This window comes from Streptomyces sp. A1277, from assembly GCF_004795015.1.
In the GTDB taxonomy this organism is placed as follows: domain Bacteria; phylum Actinomycetota; class Actinomycetes; order Streptomycetales; family Streptomycetaceae; genus Streptomyces.
This window is the reverse complement of sequence record NZ_SSBI01000051.1, coordinates 18,398-34,596: the sequence shown is the minus strand read 5'-3', so window position 1 is coordinate 34,596 and position 16,199 is coordinate 18,398. Positions and strand designations below refer to the sequence as shown.

Below are 16,199 nucleotides of genomic sequence, written 5' to 3'. Positions count from 1 at the left end.
GCTAGGCCCGGAAACGCAAAAAGGCCCGTACCCCCTACGAACGTCGCAGGGGGTACGGGCCTTCGTGGTGCCGGGCGTCAGGCCGCCCAGATTGCGGGCACACCGTCTTCGTCGGGGTTGGGGATCTCGGCGGCGGTCACCGCGGCCGCCGGGTGTCGTAGGGCGGTGACCGGGACGGCGCCGGGCTCGGTGGGCGGTACCCAGACCAGACGCCACTGGTCGTCCCATGCGCAACCACAGGGGTGGGCAGGGTGCGGGTGGTGCAGGACCGCGGCGTGCGTGTGAACGGCGCGGGGGATCCGTGGGATGACGTCGCCGTGGTCGGCGTGCGGGTAGGTGTGGAACTCCCGCCAGTTGTAGATCTTGGCCATGTAGGCGGCCGCGGCGTCGATGACATGACCCCAGTGGTGGTGCCCGAGCGCGATGAATCCGACAGGCGGTTCGTCCTCTGCTCCGTAGCCGGTGATGGTGATGCCGTTGTGGGTGATGAACCCGAGTCGGTTCGGGTCTCCGTGATCCGGTGTCCAGAGGTGTTCGACGGGGTGCATGGTCCCGTCGTCGCCCTCGCTGGTCTCGATCTCGTACAGGGCCGGGGCGGTCACGCGCTCGCCCCCGCAACGGCGGCCTCCAGGAGCGCGACGGCGTCGGCCTCGTAGGGGTCGGCGAACAGCTGGTGGTCGCTGACGTCGAACGGCCCGAACCTCGCGGAGACGCGGAACTCGGGCACGAGGGTGGTCTCGCGTCCGTCCAGTGCGGCGGTGATCCGGTCGTAGTCGCGCTGGGCGTGCCGGGTCTGGGTGTACGGACCCAGGCGCAGCAGGGTGTAGCCGTCGAGGCTGTCGTCGCGCTTGCGGGCCTCGATGCAGAGGGCGTAGTGCGCGAGCTCCATGCCGACGTCGTCGGGCAGGGGGAGGTTCGCGGCGGCGTGGGTGAGGATCGCGTAGCCGGGCTGCCAGAAGCCGAGGATCGCGCTGGTCTCGCAGCGGAGCCAGCCGCGTTCGGTGTAGCCGAGTCGGCGGCCGTGGAGGTAGCCCGCGGCGTGCGGGGTGTCGGGGTGGACCAGGGCGACGGCGATCAGGTCGGGGCCGTGGTCGTCGCCGGGCCGGGTGTGCGCGCGCTCGATGAACGGGCCGACGCGCACGGCGATGTCCTGGGCGCTGCCGGGCGTCCAGGGCTGCGGGTTGCGGACGGCGGTGAGCATCGCGCGGACCTGGTCGACGACGGCCTGGTCCTCGGGGGAGATGGCACCGGGGGCAGTTCCGCAGCGGCGGAAGGTGGGGCGCTTCATCGGGTGGGCTCCTGTTCGGGGGTGCGGGTGGCCGTCGGCGGGGCCTGGCTCAGGGCCGTGCGGAGGATGTCGGCGTGGTCGAACGCGAGTCGTTGGGGCAGGGCGTCTAGCGGCCACCAGCGGGCGGTGCGGGCGTCGTCCCCGGCGACGATCTGGGTGCCGGCGGGGACGACGGCGAGGTAGGCGTCGGTGCTGTACCTGCCGCGCGGGTCGCGGCCCGGCTGATTCCAGGTGCCGATCTCGCGCAGCTGGTCGGGGTCCGACGCGGACCCCGGTCTCCTCCAGGAGTTCCCGGGCGGCCGCCATGCGGCTGGTCTCGCCCTCGTCCTGGTGGCCACCCGGCAAAGCCCAGGCGCCCTCGAACGGCTCCCAGTCGCGCTCGATCAGCAGGACGTTGCCGTCGGGAGTCAGGGCGACCACGTCGGCGGTGTAGCGGGTGGTCTCGGTCTCGGTCATGTGCACCTCTCGGTCGGGTGGTTCAGCGGGTGGTGGTGTCGGTGACCACGAGGAACTGGTCGGTGCGCAGGTCCATCACGACGTGCGCCTGCGTGCCCTGAGCGCGCTGGGCAGCGGCGTACTCTTCGGCCGGCCAGGAGCCGCGGGGGCCTCCGGCGGGGAAGCGCTCCAGGACGGTGCGGGCGGGCGCGGCGGTGGTCATCACGCGTCACCGCCGTGCACGCGCTCGTGGACGTCGATCAGGTGGGTGATGGCGTCGGGGTTGTCGGCCAGGCCGACCCACTGCCCGTCGGCGGTGAAGACGGGCACCTTGTCGGTGTCGGCGTCGAAGATGACGACGTAGTCGGCGTACCTGACGAGCACCATCTCCCCCAGGACCGGGATGAGCGCGGTGTCGAGGACCTCCAGGACGTCCACGGTGAGCCGGGCGGGCTCGCCGGGCGTCGGCGGCTGGAGCATCGTGCCGGTGACGCGCAGCAGGTCGCCGGGCTGTATGCCGTGCAGCAGCTCGTGGACGATCCCGGCGGCCGCGCTGGTGCAGGAGACGACCGTGTCGGGAGCGTCGTCGGGGAGGGTGTCCGCGTCGGCGGGCCGGACGGTCAGGTCGAAGTCGGCGGTGCCGTGGGGGCCGGGGGCGGGGATCGCGTCGACCCAGCCTTCGACGGTGCAGTTCTTGGTGTCCATCAGCTGGCCTCCGCCAGGGTCCTGGTGGGGCGCGGGGTGCGGGGTCGGGTCGTGCGCTGCGCGAGCACCAGGAGCTCGGCGTTGCGCTTCTGCTCCGCAGGCGTGAGGGGCCGGGCCTTCGCGCCGCCGTGGCGGTGCCAGAGCGGGGAGGCCGGCGGCTCGGGGTAGGCGAGAGCGTGGTCGACGTCGCGGTCGGTGCTGCTCATGGGGACCTCCGAGGGGGAGGGGTTCAGGCGTGGTTGGCGCGCTTGGTGCTCTTGGGCTGGGTGTCGGAGGCGAACCGGCCCTCGCGGCGGGCTTCAACGGGGTTCGCGGCGATCCAGTCCTCAGCGCACGCCTTGTGGACGGGCTCCCCGGCGTGGGAGCGCATCGGCGTGGGCTTCTCGCACAGCACGCAGGGGCGGTCCTGCCAGCGGTCGTAGTGCTGGCTGTCGCGCCATTCGAGGAGCGCGCCGGGAGCCGGGACCAGGCCCGGCTCAAACGGCTGCTTCTTCTTGGTTCGGGCGCTGGTCACGGCCGGAAGTCGGGCAGCTGCTGGAACACGCGCTCCAGCAGGTCCGGCGACGGCTTCCACGGGACGACCTGACCGCGTGCGGGGACGGGCAGGGGGAGCTCCTGGACGTCCTGGAGCACGAGGTGCCAGGCCCCGGGGTGCGCCCACTCGGAGCAGAGCGGCGCTCCCTCGAGGTCCTGGTGGCAGTCGTTGATGCGGGCGACGCCGACGACCGCGCCGGTGACCAGTTCGCGGTCGCGGATCGTGCGGCCGATCAGCGGGAGGCGCAGGGCGGGCCGGTCGATGGTCTGGCTGGTGTGCAGCAGCTCCGTCGCTGGAGTCGTCGGGGGCCGGGCGGCCGGCGGACACGTGCTGCATGGCCCGGTCGTAGGCGTTGTGCGCGGCGGCCAGGGCCTCGCTCTCTCCAGCGGCGCAGCCGATGAAGACGTGAAGCCCTCGCCGTTCCTGGTCCGTGGCGTGGTGTATCGGGACGTCAACCTCGTACCGGCGCATGACGTCCAACTCCTTCCGTGCTTGAGGGACCACCGCGACCGCCCCGGCCTCCGTCGTGCGGAGAGGCCGGGGCGGCACGGAGCGTCCGTCAGGCGCGGTAGACGGGCGGGCGAACTCCGGCCCGCAGTTCGCGGATGATCGAGCAGGGGCCCTTGGTCGCGCAGTACGCGTCGTCGGTGTCCGGGAGGGCGTTGCCCGTGGTGCCCCACATCTCGCGGGCGGCCGCGTTCACGGCGCGCAGCATCTCGCCGTTGTTGGGGCGGCAGGCGCTGTTCGTGTCGCCGACGCCGTGCCGGTGGGCGCTGATGAGGTGCTGGCGGGCCTGGCGGGCGGCCCAGCGTCGGCTGTCGGGGCCGGTGTTCTCGTGCACGTGCCCGCAGTCGTGGAAGGTGTCCAGGTGGCAGCCGGTGCAGTGGTAGGTGACCAGCTGCTGCGGCTCGCTGTCCGGGAGCCACTTGCCTTCGAACTCGAAGACGATGACCTCCGCACCTGGGATCTCGGTGTGCGCGAAGCCGGTGACCAGGCCGACGCCGTCCGCGATCCCGCCGCGCGCAGCCACGTTCCAGAAGGTGCGGGGGAGGAAGTCGTCCCAGCCCTTGCCGTGGGGCCACTGGGCGTACATGACGCCCTGGGAGGCGTCGAAGGTCGCGGTGCCATCGGCGTTGTCGCGCTTGTACTGCTCAATCTGCGCGATCGACCCGAAGTAGGTCGCGGAGAACTCCTCGGACTCCAGGAAGATCAGCCCGTAGCCCTCGGGGCGGGTGTCGTGGCCGTTGTCCTTGAGGATCTCGACCATGTCCTCGTAACCGGGGTTGCCGGGGACGATGGCGCCGACCAGCGGCAACCGGTACCGGTCGCAGCTGGTGACGTGGGCCGGGTTGGTCTCGCTGACTTGGTGCGCGGTGCCGTACGTGTTCGTGATCGTGATGCCCATGGCGGGGTGTCCTTCCCAGGGAAGCAGCGGGCGCCCAGCGTGGCCGGGCGGGTTGTGGCTGTGCGGTGAAGCGTCGGCGGAACGGCTCACTCGCGGACCGCGGCCGCGAACTGCTCCTCCAGGTCGGCGCGGCCCTCGGGGTCGTCCTCCTGGTCCTCGTCGGTGTTCGGGCCGTGGACGGTGCAGACGATGTCCTCGTCGTCGTCCAGGTCGCCGTTGAGCGCGCGGAACAGGCAGGTGACGCTGTAGGCGGGCACCCAGGCGTAGCCGGTGCACGCGTCGTCGTGCGGGCACGGCACCCTCACGTCGAACCCCACGTCGCCCTCGCCGTCGACGTCGGTGCGCAGGGCGAGGGTGAGGGACTGCTGACCGAGGCGGATCTCCGCGACGCGGTCACCGCCGGCGGCGTCCGAGCCGGGCTTCCACTGCCACAGCGGCAGGATCTCCTCGCCGAACGTGCGGCTCACGAGGTTCAACTCACCGAGGCCGTCGCTGCCGTCCAGTCCGAGGTCGGCCTGCCGCGTGCCGCTCAGGCGCTCCAGGTACGGCACGAGCCGGTGGAGGCTGTCGGAGTAGACGATCTCGGGGAAACCTTCGGACTTCAGGGTGCGGCGGGAGGCGAACATGTCGTCGTGCTGCTGGGCGACCACCTCTTCCGGCACCGTGCGGTTGGCCGGCCGCGGGCCCTGCCGCTCGATGCAGATGCTGCCGGGCGTGGTGAACACAACCGCGATGGAGAGCATGTCGTGGCGCTTGGCGGCGGCGATGAGCGGCTTCCTGGCGGCGGCCGTGACGTTGGTGGCGTCGACGACCGTGAACAGCTGGCGGCGCATCCTCGCCTCCAGGAGCAGGTGCAGGGCGGCGACGGCGTCGCCGGTCGCGTCCTGGTCGCCCGCGTCGTCGCTGACGGCCTCCCGCAGCGCGTCCAGGGACAGGACCTGGGAGGCGGGCCAGGTGCGCGCGAGCGTGGACTTCCCGGCGCCGGACGCACCGATGAGGACCACGAGGCTGTGCTCGGGCATCGGCGGGTAGCAGGGCAGCTCGGTCATGCGGGATCTCCTTGCGGGTGAAGGGAACTGGCAGCCCAGTTCAGGCGCTGCCCGGCGTTGTCGGTGAGCAGGGCGGCGGCCTCGTGCAGGGGGCAGGAGGCGTCGCCATCGCGGTCGGGCTCGATCTGCTCCGCCCGGCGCGCGGCGGCGGTGACCAGCTGCGCGAGCATCGGGATGAGGCCACCGGGGACGTCGACGTCCTCCTGGAGCTCGCGCAGGATCGCGGCGAGCTCCAGGCCGTCGACGTCGTCGGCGCTCAGGTCGTCCTCGATCTGCTGGAGGGCGAGCTGGACGATCCCGACGGAGGCGCGGACGCGGTCGATACGCGTGCGGGTCGTGGGCACCGCGGCCGCCGTCACAGGGCGAGGCTGGCGGCGGCCAGCGCGAGCAGCGCCAGGGCGGCGAGGCTGAGGTCGACGGCGCGGCGCAGGTGGAGGAACTTGCGGACCGCGAGGCCAGACAGGACCCGGATACGGGCGGCGCGGGGGTCGCCCTGCATGCAGCCGCGGATCGCGTCCTCATCGATCTGCGCCCAGTACGGGAAGGAGGCCCGGTCGTCGGCACGGAGCCGGGGCCGGACGACCAGGAGCAGCAGCACGGCGGCTGCGCCCAGGGCGAGGACGGCCGCCGTGCCGAACACCTTGGTCGGCAGGGGCAGGTCCTTGTCTGCCACGGACGCCAGGCCCGCAAGGACGGCGCCGTTGAAAGCCAGCAGTAAGGACGACTTGCTGTCCGTGCGGTTGATCTCGTTGGTGACCGAGGCGCAGGCGGCGTCCATGTTTTTGTCGATGCCAGGGGAGGGGACCGTGGTGGTCATGGGCGGTGCTTCTCCTTGTCGTAGCCGGGCGGGTCGTTCGTGGCCCGCCCGGAGAGATCAGAACGGCGGTTCGTCCGGCCAGGCCGGGACGGACAGGAGCCGGACGCGGAGCTCGCGCCGGTGTGCCCAGCAGCCGCACGCCGACATTTCCGGGAACGGGCCGCCGGTCCACCAGCCGCCCGCGCCCCGGCAGTCGGGGCAGGAGCGGCGGGGCCGGGGCTTGAGCTCGATGCGGTGCCGGTCGGCGTACAGCCGCCAGGGGCCGGCCTCGAGGACGGCGGCCGCGGCGACCGTGACGAGCACGGCGGCCGCGACCAGCACGGCGGTTCGGGCGCGCATGGTCAGGGCCGGGCGAAGGGGTGGACGAGCCACGGTCTTTCTCCTTCGAGGGGTTCGTTGGTCAGGCGGCCAGCCGGTGGATGACCGGGGCCGTGGAGGCGAAGTAGGTGTCGGGGCTGGGCTCGTAGCCCCGGGCGCAGGGGTCGCAGGAGCCCTGGGTGCGCAGCGGGAGGCAGAAGTAGTACCGGCGCTTGCATTCCGGGCAGGTGGACCTCGCGGCCATCGCCCGGTCCAGCGCCCATTCCTGCGCCATCGTCGGCACGCGTTTCGGCCGGGCGAGGTCCAGCCGGTACAGCCAGGCCCGGGTGGGGTGGTTGCACGACTGGTCGGGCCGGTACGCGCAGTATTTGCAGCGCAGGACCGCGACCGGGCCCTGCCCGCCGGGGCACAGGCCCCGCTCGCGCAGCTGGCGTCTGGTGACCAGGCCCTCGGGACAGGAGCGCCGGTCGAACTCCTCCAGCGTCGCGGTGCTGCGCGGCACCTTCTTGAGCTCGCGGCGCCGCTTCTTCCGAGGGTGCGGCATCACCGGCTCCAGGTACCGGGGAGCCGGGCGGGGCGCTGCGGGTAGCGGGGGCCGGGGCGCTGCGGGCGGGGCCGGCCGATGCGGCGGCGCGGGCGGGGGATGAGCACGAGATGTCCTCCAACAGGGTTGATGGCGGGCAGTGCTGCGCCCCGCCGGCGGGAGGGCCGTCGACGGGGCGGAAGGGGTGAGGCGTGCGGCCGGGCGGCCTGTCCGGTCCTCGCCGGCCCCGAAGGCGGGGTGGGCGAGGGCCAGGCAGAGCGTCAGGTCAGCGGCGGGTGGTCGTGCCGCAGGGTGTGGTGTGTGGCAGCGCGGACGGGAACGGCGCGCCCCCCGGTGTGGGGGCGCGCCGTTGTGGGGCAGCGGTCAGGCGGCCTCTTCGCCGGTCTCTTCCGGCCGGGGGCCCAGGGCTACCTTCGAGGTCTTGCCTTCCTTGATCCGGTGGATCTTTCCTGCCTTTTCCAGCTTGTTCAGGACGTTCGCGAAGGTCGATTCCGCGACCCCGCAGGCGGCCTGCAGCTGGCCCCGTTCCACGTAGTCGATGTCGTCGGGGTTGATCTCGTCGCCCTGGTCGAGCATGTCGACGTACATGGGGTCGGACTCGTCACGGAGGGCGGCCAGGACCTTCTCCTCCGAGGTGAGCTCCTTGGCTTTCGGGAGGTCGACACCGGGGAACGACATGCCGGCCTCGCCGGTGCCGCCTTCGCCGTCCTTCTCCTCGAAGCCGGGGATGGGCGTCATGGCCAGCTCCTCCATGCGCGCCTGGTCGCCCCACCAGGGCACGTCGACCGGGGCCATGATGTTCTCCGGCCGGATGTGCTCGGTGGCGTCTTCCAGGGTGTCGATGCGCATCATGCCCGCGCGCCCGCCCGGCGCCGCGACGTAACCCAGGCCGAAGGTTCTGCGCGGGTCGGACTCCGCCATGGTCGGGTCGTAGACCAGCGCGTCGTCCTCTTCCACCCAGACGGGCGGGATCAACGAGGGGTCTAGCCCGTCGAAGCCGGGGGGAAGGTCGCCCAGGTTCACCTGGTCGCTGTCGGTGCGCAGGATGATCCAGGTTCCGCCGGCGATGAGGTTGGCGCGGATGGCCTGCTCGCCGCCCAGCTGGTCCAGGTTGACCGTCTGGTTGATCAGGACCCAGGGCATGCCCATGGAGCGGGTCAGCGAGGCACCATCCTTGACGATCTTGATGGCCTCCTTGCGGTTCTCCGCTCCCGGGGCCAGCATCTGCGCGGCCTCGTCCAGGATCGTCGCGCAGTACGGGCGCATCGCGGACGGCTCGAAGTTCTTCAGGTCCAGGCGGGCGGCCTCGTCGATCCGGTGCTGGAGGACCCACCAGGACAGCCGCATGGCACCCAGGGCGCCGTACTTGGTCAGGCCGCTGTAGGCGGCCATCTTCGGGATCGCGGGGTTGCTGGCGCCCTTGGGGTCGCCGTAGATCTGGGCCATCTTGTTGGCGTGGTAGGCCAGGCTGATCATCTGGCCCGTGCCTCCCTTGCCTGAGCCGGTGGTACCGGCGATCACGACGTGCAGGGCGCCCAGCTTCGGGTCGAACAGCTGGAGTTTCGCGGGGAAGCCGCTCACGATCTTCCCGATGTTGACCCAGCCGCCCGGGGTGGCTACCAGGGAGTCCAGGCCCTGGAACTCGTGCCCGGCCTCCAGCGGGTTGTGGTCCATGATGCGGATGATCGCGCGCCTGGGGTCGCGCCGTCCCGGCTCGTAGGAGACGAGGTCGATGGAGCGGCGCAGCGCGCCTGCCAGCTCCCCGAGGTTGACGACGCGGGGGAGTGCGTCCAGGTCGTCGTCGGCCACGACGCGCGCCACCTGGCCGCCGGTGTTCACGTCCTCGCCGACCTCCTCCAGGTGGGTCTTGGGCAGGACCCGCGCCTGGACGCGCTTCCAGGCGCCCTGGAGGGTGGAGGGGTCCAGCTCCGGGCGCTGGGTGTACCAGACGGTGATGAACGCCTCTCCGGAGTGCGCGCCGTACTTCATGGTGATGTCGTCGACGGAGCGGCCGAAGAGGCTGCTCACGGCCTCCTTGGAGACGTTCACGGCGTCGCCCAGGGCGGCGGTGATCCGGCCCTCCCAGCGGTCGGCGTAGATCACGACGTCGGAGAGGACCTGGTTGCGGTGGCGGCCGTTCTTCGGGTCGCTGATCACGCGCCCCCAGGCCGCGATCATCTTGTCGGCCAGGGACACCGGGCCGGGGGTGCCGTTGGCGGGGGCGGCCTGCCCGGTCGGCTGTGCCTGCTCCACCTCGATCTTCTGCCTGCCGAAGACGCGGCGCAGACGCCAGCCGGTGAAGACGACTGCGGCCCACCAGCCCAGCGACAGGATCCCGGGGATGGTGGTCGGCTCGAAGGCGCCGGCCATCAGCGCTTCGGACGCCTCAGCTCCGCCCAGCTGGCCCAGGGCCAGGCCCATGCCGGTGGTGATCGTGGAGATCCCCATGGTGTCGCGGTGGGCCCGCGCGATGTCGATCCCGGGGAGCCGGTCCGACCAGCGGCCAAGGCGGTTCATGTAGTTGGCGCCGGCGAACGTCGCACCGGCCAGGAAACCGGCCCCGGCGTAGGCCGCGGCGTTCGGGTCCAGGTAGGGGGCCAGGATGCCCACCCCGACGGGGAGGGCGATCTGGAGCGCCGCGGCGGCGCGCTCCGCAGGCTCCGCGTTCGGCACGGTCTTGGTGATGGTGGACATCGGGGGCTACTCCTGTCTGGGTGCTGAGGGGTCCGCAAAGGCGCGGCCGGCCCGCAGGGATTCGGTCCCCGGGGCCGGCCGCGCCGATGGTGGGTGGTGCTGGGTGCTGCTATTCCTGCTCGAACCAGTCGCGGCTGACCTTCTCCAGGTCCGTCACGTCGGAGCGGTCGAAAGCCTCCTGGAACCCGGCGTGGGTGGTGCGGGCCTGGTCGCCTGCGGCCTTCGCGGCCTTCGCGGTGTCGGCCGTCTTCGACGCGTAGGTGATCGCGCCGTCCGACACCCCGCGGATGATTTTCGACAGCTCCTGACACTCCGCCAGGGAGTCGCGGTCCACGCTCTTGGCGCCCAGCGCGTCCGCGTCCGAGGCCGTGTCGTCGGCCAGTTCCTTGATGTTGTCCGCGGCCTTCTTGACGCCCTCCGCGTTGCGGGCCAGGGCCTTCTCCTTGTCCTGCGTCTTACGGACGAGGACCTTGTACGTCAGTTCCGCCATGATCTTCTGTCCCTCCTGGTGCTACGCGGCGGGCGCGTAGGAGCCCTTGTCGTTGTAGAAGCGCAGTTCGGCCGGCTTCGTCTCGTCGCTGTCGACGACGGCCTTGTAGAGCGGCGCGTACCGGGTGCCGATGTTGGTCATGACGACCTTGCACATCTCCGCCGCCCGCTTCGCGCGCTTGGCCAGTTCGGCGGCTTCCGTCGCCTGGGCCTTCGCGGCGTCGGCGAGCTTCGTCAGCTTCGCGGCCAGCTTCTCGCCGCCTTCGACGGCCTTGGCTTGGTCGGCGAGTTCCTGGCAGTCCTTCGCCTCGTCCTCCGCCGCGGCCTCGAGGGACTTGCACGCGTCGGCCACCTTGATCAGGTGGTTCTCCTTGGCCTCCAGCTTGCGTTCGTACTGCTTGAAGTTGCGGAGCTCCTTGCGGCTCATCGACCCCCGGGCACCGTCCGTGCCCAGGGTCAGCGTGTTCGCGTCGATCTCCTTAACCAGGAGGGGCTTCACGTCCGTGCTCACTCCGTCGTCTCCTTCGTCCGGCGGGGCGATGACGAGCGTCTGGCCGTTGGGCCCAGTGGCCGTCGTCCCCTGCTGCTTCGGGTCGTCCTGCTTGGGGTCGTTCTGCTTCGGGTCCTGCTGCTTCGCCTTGTGGTCGGCGTGCGCCTTGTCCAGCCGGGCGTGCTCCCGGCCGTTCTCCTCCTTCTTGTCCTGGTAGCCGTCCTTGGTGCCCTTCGCGTACGCCTTCACGTGGTCGACGACGTTGCGGGCCGCGGAACCGTCTTCGTGTCCCGTCTCCCGCGACCGCTGGAGCGGGGTCCGGCTGTCGGTCCCGTCGGTCCCGTTCGAGCCGTGGCCGGCGGTGGCTCCGTCCCTGCCGGCGGCACCGTTCTTCCCGGCGCCGCCGCTCGAACCGGATCCGCCGCTGCTCCCGGAGGAGCCGCCCGAGCCCTGGCTGCTGCCGCCGCCCTTCGTCAGGTCGGCTTTCGTGTCCTTGCCCTTGTCGGCCTTGTCCTTCGAGGTGCCGGAATTGCCGCCGGACGAGCCGCCCGATGTCGATCCGCCGCCGTTTCCGGAGGCACCGGGCTTTCCGTCCTTGCCAGCCTTTCCGCCGGATCCCGCGTTCCCCGAAGAGCCGTCCTTCCCTTTACCGCCGGAGTTCTTCGGCTCCTTGGGGCTGGTGTCCTTCGACGAACTTCCGCCACCGTTTCCGCTGGTGCCGCGCCCGCCGCCGGATCCGCCGCTCCCATTCGAGCCGGACGAGCCGCGCCCGCCGCCTCCGGTGGTGCCACTGCTTCCGCCGCGTCCGGTACCCGTGGAGCCGTTCCCGGTGGAATTGCGGCCCGAATTTCTGCCGCTGCTTCCGCCGGAATTGCTGCCCCCTCCACCGGCCCCGCCGGAGCCGTTTCGGGTGGGAAGTCCAGGGGATTTCATGACCGTGGTGGTCCGGGCCTCTTTCACCTGGTGTGCACCGGCCCTGGCTTTATCCAGGTCCAACCTCTTGTTCGCGGTCCCACCGCCTTTAGCCCAGCGGGTCGCTCCCGCCCGGATCAGCGTTTTGAAAACACCCTCCTTGTGCCGGGCACCGGCCGCGTCTGATCCGGCCCCGGTCAAATCCTCCGGGGCCCTGACCTGCTCGCTGGTAACGCCCGGGGAGGAGCGGTCCACCACTCCGTCGGCGTCCGCCTTCGCGGCCGGGTCGTCACCCTCCGGCCTGGCCCCGGCGGTCGCGGTGACCGGCCGGGCCGGCTCCACCGCGGCCATCAGGGCGGCCATGATGCCGGTGTCTCCGGTGGGTGCCGACGCGGTGCTGGCGGCCGGCGCAGCGGGCGGATCGGGGGGTCCCGCGGGGACCGGGGGCGCCGTATCGGTCGCCATGCTTTCCTCACTCTCCGTGGTCGAGATGGTTCCTTACTCCTTACCTCCCAGCGGAGAGCAGCCGATCAGCCGGACCATGTGAGTCCGATTGCGGCGCTCTCCGCCAGGAGGGAAGGAGTAATTAATCACCGTGCGTGACTACGCGTCGGCCTTCTTGCCCTTGCGTGCGAACAGCGCGATGGCCAGGGCGCCACCGGCGACCAGACCCAGCAGGGCGGGGGAGTTGATCCCGTCGCCCCCCGTGTTGCTGGCGTCCCGGGCGTTGCCGGCCGCTTCCATGCCGGACCCGTCGGTGGTCTCGTACTGCTGCTTGCAGTCCGCCACGACGTCGCCCCTGGTGGGCGATCCGTACCCCTTGCCGATCTGGCTGGAGGAGTCCTTCACGCACTTGTCGACGGCTGCCTGGATCTTTTCGGCGGAGGCGGTGGCGGCCTTCTTGTCGGTGCTGGCCTGCTCGTTCCGGATCCTCATTTCCTCCAGTTCCAGCTTCTTCATCTGGATCTGGAGGGCGGCGGCCTCCTTCTCGTCCTTCGCGACGGCCGCCGAATGGACCTGGAACCAGATGGTCCCGCCGCCGACGATCGCCACCCCGGCCACCGCGATGGCGACCTTTCCCCGGCGGGTCAGACCAGCCTTCTTGTGCCCGACCGGGGTTCCGTACGGTCCTTCGTCGGCGTACGGGGAAGTGTCCGGAGCGCTGTTTCCGAAGGTCATTCCGGCCGTCATCCCGGCCTGAATTCCTTCGAATGCCCTCTCTTCTTCCGGTGTCATTTCAGTCTCCGTTCCTACGTGCCATGTCGGAGGCCGCCGAGATGGTGGCCTCCACACCCCGGAAGGTGTTGCTGGAAAGGTCGTTCCATTCCCAGAACCGCATGTTCACGCCCTGGCGGTCCAGCTGGGACTGGAGGTAATTCACGGCCTTGCCCCGGTCGATCGTGGTGACGTGCCCGGTGGATTCCAGAAAGGTCTGGGCACCTCTGATGCACATACGTCCGGTGGGGGAGAAATCGAAGCTCTGGCACCAGCCGTAGCGGGTGAGGACTTCGATCACCTGGACCAGGTGGACCGAGGGCTTCAGGGGGCGCGGCTCCTGCCAAAGCCCCAGGTCAGCCATCGCGGACCGGATCCCCTTGGGGATCATGCGCTGGCTCCAGGTCGGGGGGTCGGGCGCCCAGATCTCCAGGGCCGGCGGGATCACCGTGGGGGGTGCCAGCGCGGGCGCCGGCGGGGTCGTCGTACGGGTGAAGCGCCCGGACTTCGGGGCTGGCCCGGTCGTCGTGGGTGCCATGCTGTGCTCCTTTCTTGCGTGAGCAGAAGACCGAGGCCCCCCGCTGATCACGCTTCAGCGGGGGCCTTCGTGCGCCTGAACCGCGTCGCGGGTCTCCGGCTGCTCGGGGCGGCGCCCGAGCTCGGTGCGGGGGAGACGGATGCGGTCTGGCGCGGGGCGGGTGGTGCCTGGCCCGCTGTGTCCGCGCTCGGGGCGCGGTGCGGGCGAGCGGCCTGCCGGCCGTGGCCGTCACCGGTCCGCGCTCGGGTGTGAGCGGGGCCGGTGGTGACCATGGCCAGCAGGTCAGCGCCGCTTGCGCGGCAGCAGGCGGGGGTGGCACCACCAGCAGGTGGGGCCGTGGTCGTACGGGCTGCGGGAGTGGACCAGCAGGAACGGCGTGGCCAGGATCATGACGAGGGTGATCAGGACGAGGATCATGCCGATCGCGTACTGAAGATTGCTCATGTCGAGTTCCTCTCAACTCAGTCGAAGTTCGGGGAGGGGTGGGCGAGCGGCCTGACGCTCGCGCTCACACACCGGCCCGCGCTCGGGATGCGAGCGCGGGCGTCAGACGGTGAGCGCCTCGCGCTCACCGGGCGCTCACCTACGCGCCCGGGGTGGCCTCTTCGACCTGAGCGCGCAGGCGCTGGGCGGTCGGGCGGGAGACCGGACTGTCGGACAGTTTCGCGTCGGTGAGCGCGTCCCGGATCTCCTTCCACTCGGGGCGGCGCCCGAGCTCGGTGTAGAGGAGACGGATGCGAGCGTGGCGGCGCTCGGTGAGCGCGTCACTCGCGCTGCGCGTGAGCGCGCCGTCCGCTCGGTGAGCGTCGTCATCGTCCGTGTCGCGCTCACCTTCGTGAGCGCCGGAGGTGAGCGCCGGGCGCTCGCGCTCACCGCGCGTCTCCTCGTCGGTGAGCGCGCTCATGTCCGGGCGAGCGTGCTCGCTCTCCTCCACTCGTTCGACGGTGAGCGTGTCCTCGGGGGTGAGCGTGTCGGCGAGCGCGGCGGGTGCCTCTCCGAGCTTGAGCGCCATCCGCTTGTCCAACGGGGCCTTCCAGCGCCACAGCAGACCGTGCTCTTCCTTGAGCTGCGCTCGCATGTAGGTCTCCTCCTGGAGGCGGGTGAGCGCCTGCTGGTAGGAGGTGATCTCCCACAGGATCATCCGGCGGCGGAGCCGGGCGGTCGGGATCGGAGCGAGGATCCAGCGGCTACGGCGCACCGTCTCCATCCGCTTCTTGCCGGTGACCGCGCCGATCCGGGTGCCGTACACGTGCGAGGCGATCTCGGAGAAGATGACCCAGAGCAGTGTCAGGGCGGCGTGCCCGATACGGCCTCCGGGGGTGTAGGACGCCTGCCAGTTCAGGTAGACCGTCACCGCCGTCAGCACCCGGGGCACCCAGCGGATCCAGCGGAGCTCCATGCCCATCCGGATCAGGATGAGGTTGGCGCCGGTGAACGCCGGGATCGCGACGTCGATGCCGACGGGCAGCAGCCACGGCCAGTCCCAGCCCCACGTCGCCGCCTTGGTCTCCAGCGCGGTGTAGGAGGAGAGCAGCCCGAGCGTGGAGACGACTGCGGCCGCCAGGACGATCCCGACGACCAGCACCAGCTCCTGGCCGGACAGCGGCGGCACCCCGCCGGCGGGCCGGGCCTCGTCGCGGGCCTTGCGCCGTGCAGCGCGCGACTCGGTCCGGATCTCCCGGCGCCGCGCCCGCTGCACGGTGCGCTGCGTCGCCGCCTCGAGGATCCGGTCCGCTTCGGCTCGGGCCTGGACGGCGGCGGCCTGGTCGGCCGTGGCCTGCGCCACTGCCTCCCGGGCCGACTGCGCGTCGGCTTCAGCCTGCTCGCGCAGCCGGGCGGCGTCCTTGTCGGCCGCCGTCCGCAGCTCCTCAGCGGAGGTGCGGGCGTCGGCCAGGGCGCGGTCGGCGTCGGCACGAAGGCCGGCGGCGACCTTCTCGGCTCCGGCCCGTACCTGCGCCGCCTGGCCGTCCGCGCTCTCGCGCATCCGGTCGGCCTCGCCCCGTGCCCGCTCCAGCACCTGTTCGGCGTCGGTGGTGGCCCGGGTGCGGGTCTGTGCCGCAGTGCGCTCCGCACCGGCCAGCAGCTCGGTGCGCTGCGTCTCCGCGTCGGCGAGGACCTTCGCGGCGGCCTGCGCGGCCTCGGTGCGGGTCTGCTCCGCCTGCGCAGCCGCCGTAGTGGCGACCTCCTGCGCCTGACGGCGCGCGTCGGCGAGCAGCTGCTCCACCGTCGCCTTGGCGTCGACGAGGACCTTCTCCGCCTCACCGGCCGCCGTCACGGCGACGGTGTCGGCCTGGCGGCGCGCGTCGGCGAGCAGCTGCTCCGCCGCCGTCTCGGCAGCGGCGCGGACCTGGTCGGCGTCGGCGGCCGCCGTGGTGGCGGCCTCCGTGCGGACCCGGTCGGCTTCCTTCATCGCGTCGGCGAGGATCTGCGCCTGCTCCGCGGTGGCGGCCTCGGTGATCGAGGCGGCCTCGGTGCGGGCGCCCTCCATCAGCTCGTCGGTACGCACCTGGCCGTCAGCGAGGATGCGGGCCACGTCGTCGACGGCCAGGTCCCGGAGGTCGGCGGCACGGTCGGCGGCGTCGGCCAGGACCGGGTCGGCCTCCGGGAAGACCAGCGGCACCGTCTCCTCGGGGGCGGCGGCCTGGGCGGGAATGGCGGCCGGCGTCGCCGGTCCCTTGGCGCGCCCGGTGCCTCGGGGCTTCGTGTTCGCCGCGGGCTGGCGCCTGCGGCGGGTAGCGGTCTTGGGGGCCACGGGGTGTCCTCTC

General features: G+C 71.7%; 20 protein-coding genes and 1 pseudogene. All 21 read right to left on the bottom strand.

The window, feature by feature from the left end; translation table 11 throughout:
- Window positions 1–77: 77 nt before the first annotated feature.
- The 21 genes and pseudogenes from E6R18_RS28130 to E6R18_RS28035 all read right to left on the bottom strand — a co-directional run bounded on the left by E6R18_RS28130 (window position 78) and on the right by E6R18_RS28035 (window position 16,186).
- Window positions 78–602: a hypothetical protein gene (locus tag E6R18_RS28130; protein ID WP_206308447.1), complete on the bottom strand. Its 525-nt coding sequence runs from the start codon at window positions 600–602 to the stop codon at window positions 78–80.
- Window positions 599–1,288, bottom strand: coding sequence for a hypothetical protein (locus tag E6R18_RS28125; RefSeq protein ID WP_136319693.1), 690 nt, complete (start codon window positions 1,286–1,288; stop codon window positions 599–601). The genes E6R18_RS28130 and E6R18_RS28125 overlap by 4 nt, the downstream gene beginning before the upstream one ends.
- Window positions 1,285–1,744: pseudogene (locus E6R18_RS28120) on the bottom strand (NUDIX hydrolase). Before E6R18_RS28120 ends, E6R18_RS28125 begins: the two are co-directional and overlap by 4 nt.
- Before the next feature lie 22 nt (window positions 1,745–1,766).
- Window positions 1,767–1,946, bottom strand: a complete 180-nt coding sequence (locus tag E6R18_RS28115; RefSeq protein ID WP_136319692.1) for a hypothetical protein — start codon at window positions 1,944–1,946, stop codon at window positions 1,767–1,769.
- Window positions 1,946–2,428: a hypothetical protein gene (locus tag E6R18_RS28110; protein WP_136319691.1), complete on the bottom strand. Its 483-nt coding sequence runs from the start codon at window positions 2,426–2,428 to the stop codon at window positions 1,946–1,948. Before E6R18_RS28110 ends, E6R18_RS28115 begins: the two co-directional genes overlap by 1 nt.
- The gene (locus E6R18_RS28105) at window positions 2,428–2,634 is read right to left on the bottom strand and encodes a hypothetical protein (protein ID WP_136319690.1); all 207 of its coding nucleotides are present in this window, start codon (window positions 2,632–2,634) and stop codon (window positions 2,428–2,430) included. Before E6R18_RS28105 ends, E6R18_RS28110 begins: the two co-directional genes overlap by 1 nt.
- 23 nt (window positions 2,635–2,657) lie before the next feature.
- The gene (locus E6R18_RS28100) at window positions 2,658–2,942 is read right to left on the bottom strand and encodes a hypothetical protein (protein WP_136319689.1); all 285 of its coding nucleotides are present in this window, start codon (window positions 2,940–2,942) and stop codon (window positions 2,658–2,660) included.
- The gene (locus tag E6R18_RS35085; protein ID WP_240799878.1) at window positions 2,939–3,418 is read right to left on the bottom strand and encodes a hypothetical protein; all 480 of its coding nucleotides are present in this window, start codon (window positions 3,416–3,418) and stop codon (window positions 2,939–2,941) included. The genes E6R18_RS28100 and E6R18_RS35085 overlap by 4 nt, the downstream gene beginning before the upstream one ends.
- A gap of 104 nt (window positions 3,419–3,522) precedes the next feature.
- Window positions 3,523–4,368 (bottom strand): hypothetical protein, encoded by an 846-nt coding sequence (locus E6R18_RS28090; protein WP_136319688.1) that lies wholly within the window; start codon window positions 4,366–4,368, stop codon window positions 3,523–3,525.
- An 86-nt stretch (window positions 4,369–4,454) separates the two neighbouring features.
- Window positions 4,455–5,417, bottom strand: coding sequence for an ATP-binding protein (locus E6R18_RS28085; protein WP_168712459.1), 963 nt, complete (start codon window positions 5,415–5,417; stop codon window positions 4,455–4,457).
- Window positions 5,414–5,776 (bottom strand): hypothetical protein, encoded by a 363-nt coding sequence (locus E6R18_RS34215; RefSeq protein ID WP_168712456.1) that lies wholly within the window; start codon window positions 5,774–5,776, stop codon window positions 5,414–5,416. The genes E6R18_RS28085 and E6R18_RS34215 overlap by 4 nt, the downstream gene beginning before the upstream one ends.
- Complete coding sequence (locus E6R18_RS28080; RefSeq protein ID WP_136319687.1) at window positions 5,773–6,234, bottom strand: Pycsar system effector family protein; 462 nt, start codon at window positions 6,232–6,234, stop codon at window positions 5,773–5,775. The genes E6R18_RS34215 and E6R18_RS28080 overlap by 4 nt, the downstream gene beginning before the upstream one ends.
- A gap of 57 nt (window positions 6,235–6,291) precedes the next feature.
- The gene (locus E6R18_RS28075; RefSeq protein WP_136319717.1) at window positions 6,292–6,573 is read right to left on the bottom strand and encodes a hypothetical protein; all 282 of its coding nucleotides are present in this window, start codon (window positions 6,571–6,573) and stop codon (window positions 6,292–6,294) included.
- Window positions 6,574–6,634: 61 nt separating this feature from the next.
- Window positions 6,635–7,096, bottom strand: coding sequence for an RRQRL motif-containing zinc-binding protein (locus E6R18_RS28070; RefSeq protein WP_136319686.1), 462 nt, complete (start codon window positions 7,094–7,096; stop codon window positions 6,635–6,637).
- A gap of 363 nt (window positions 7,097–7,459) precedes the next feature.
- A complete protein-coding gene (locus E6R18_RS28065; RefSeq protein WP_136319685.1) occupies window positions 7,460–9,790 on the bottom strand; it encodes a hypothetical protein in 2,331 nt (776 codons plus the stop codon).
- Between the two features lie 109 nt (window positions 9,791–9,899).
- Complete coding sequence (locus E6R18_RS28060) at window positions 9,900–10,280, bottom strand: hypothetical protein (protein ID WP_136319684.1); 381 nt, start codon at window positions 10,278–10,280, stop codon at window positions 9,900–9,902.
- Between the two features lie 21 nt (window positions 10,281–10,301).
- Window positions 10,302–12,044 (bottom strand): hypothetical protein, encoded by a 1,743-nt coding sequence (locus E6R18_RS35080; RefSeq protein WP_240799877.1) that lies wholly within the window; start codon window positions 12,042–12,044, stop codon window positions 10,302–10,304.
- A 240-nt stretch (window positions 12,045–12,284) separates the two neighbouring features.
- Window positions 12,285–12,872, bottom strand: coding sequence for an LPXTG cell wall anchor domain-containing protein (locus E6R18_RS28045; protein ID WP_136319682.1), 588 nt, complete (start codon window positions 12,870–12,872; stop codon window positions 12,285–12,287).
- Between the two features lie 46 nt (window positions 12,873–12,918).
- The gene (locus tag E6R18_RS28040; protein ID WP_206308446.1) at window positions 12,919–13,434 is read right to left on the bottom strand and encodes a hypothetical protein; all 516 of its coding nucleotides are present in this window, start codon (window positions 13,432–13,434) and stop codon (window positions 12,919–12,921) included.
- A 282-nt stretch (window positions 13,435–13,716) separates the two neighbouring features.
- Window positions 13,717–13,878: a hypothetical protein gene (locus tag E6R18_RS34210; RefSeq protein ID WP_168712458.1), complete on the bottom strand. Its 162-nt coding sequence runs from the start codon at window positions 13,876–13,878 to the stop codon at window positions 13,717–13,719.
- A gap of 139 nt (window positions 13,879–14,017) precedes the next feature.
- Complete coding sequence (locus E6R18_RS28035) at window positions 14,018–16,186, bottom strand: DUF2637 domain-containing protein (protein WP_136319681.1); 2,169 nt, start codon at window positions 16,184–16,186, stop codon at window positions 14,018–14,020.
- Window positions 16,187–16,199: the final 13 nt, after the last annotated feature.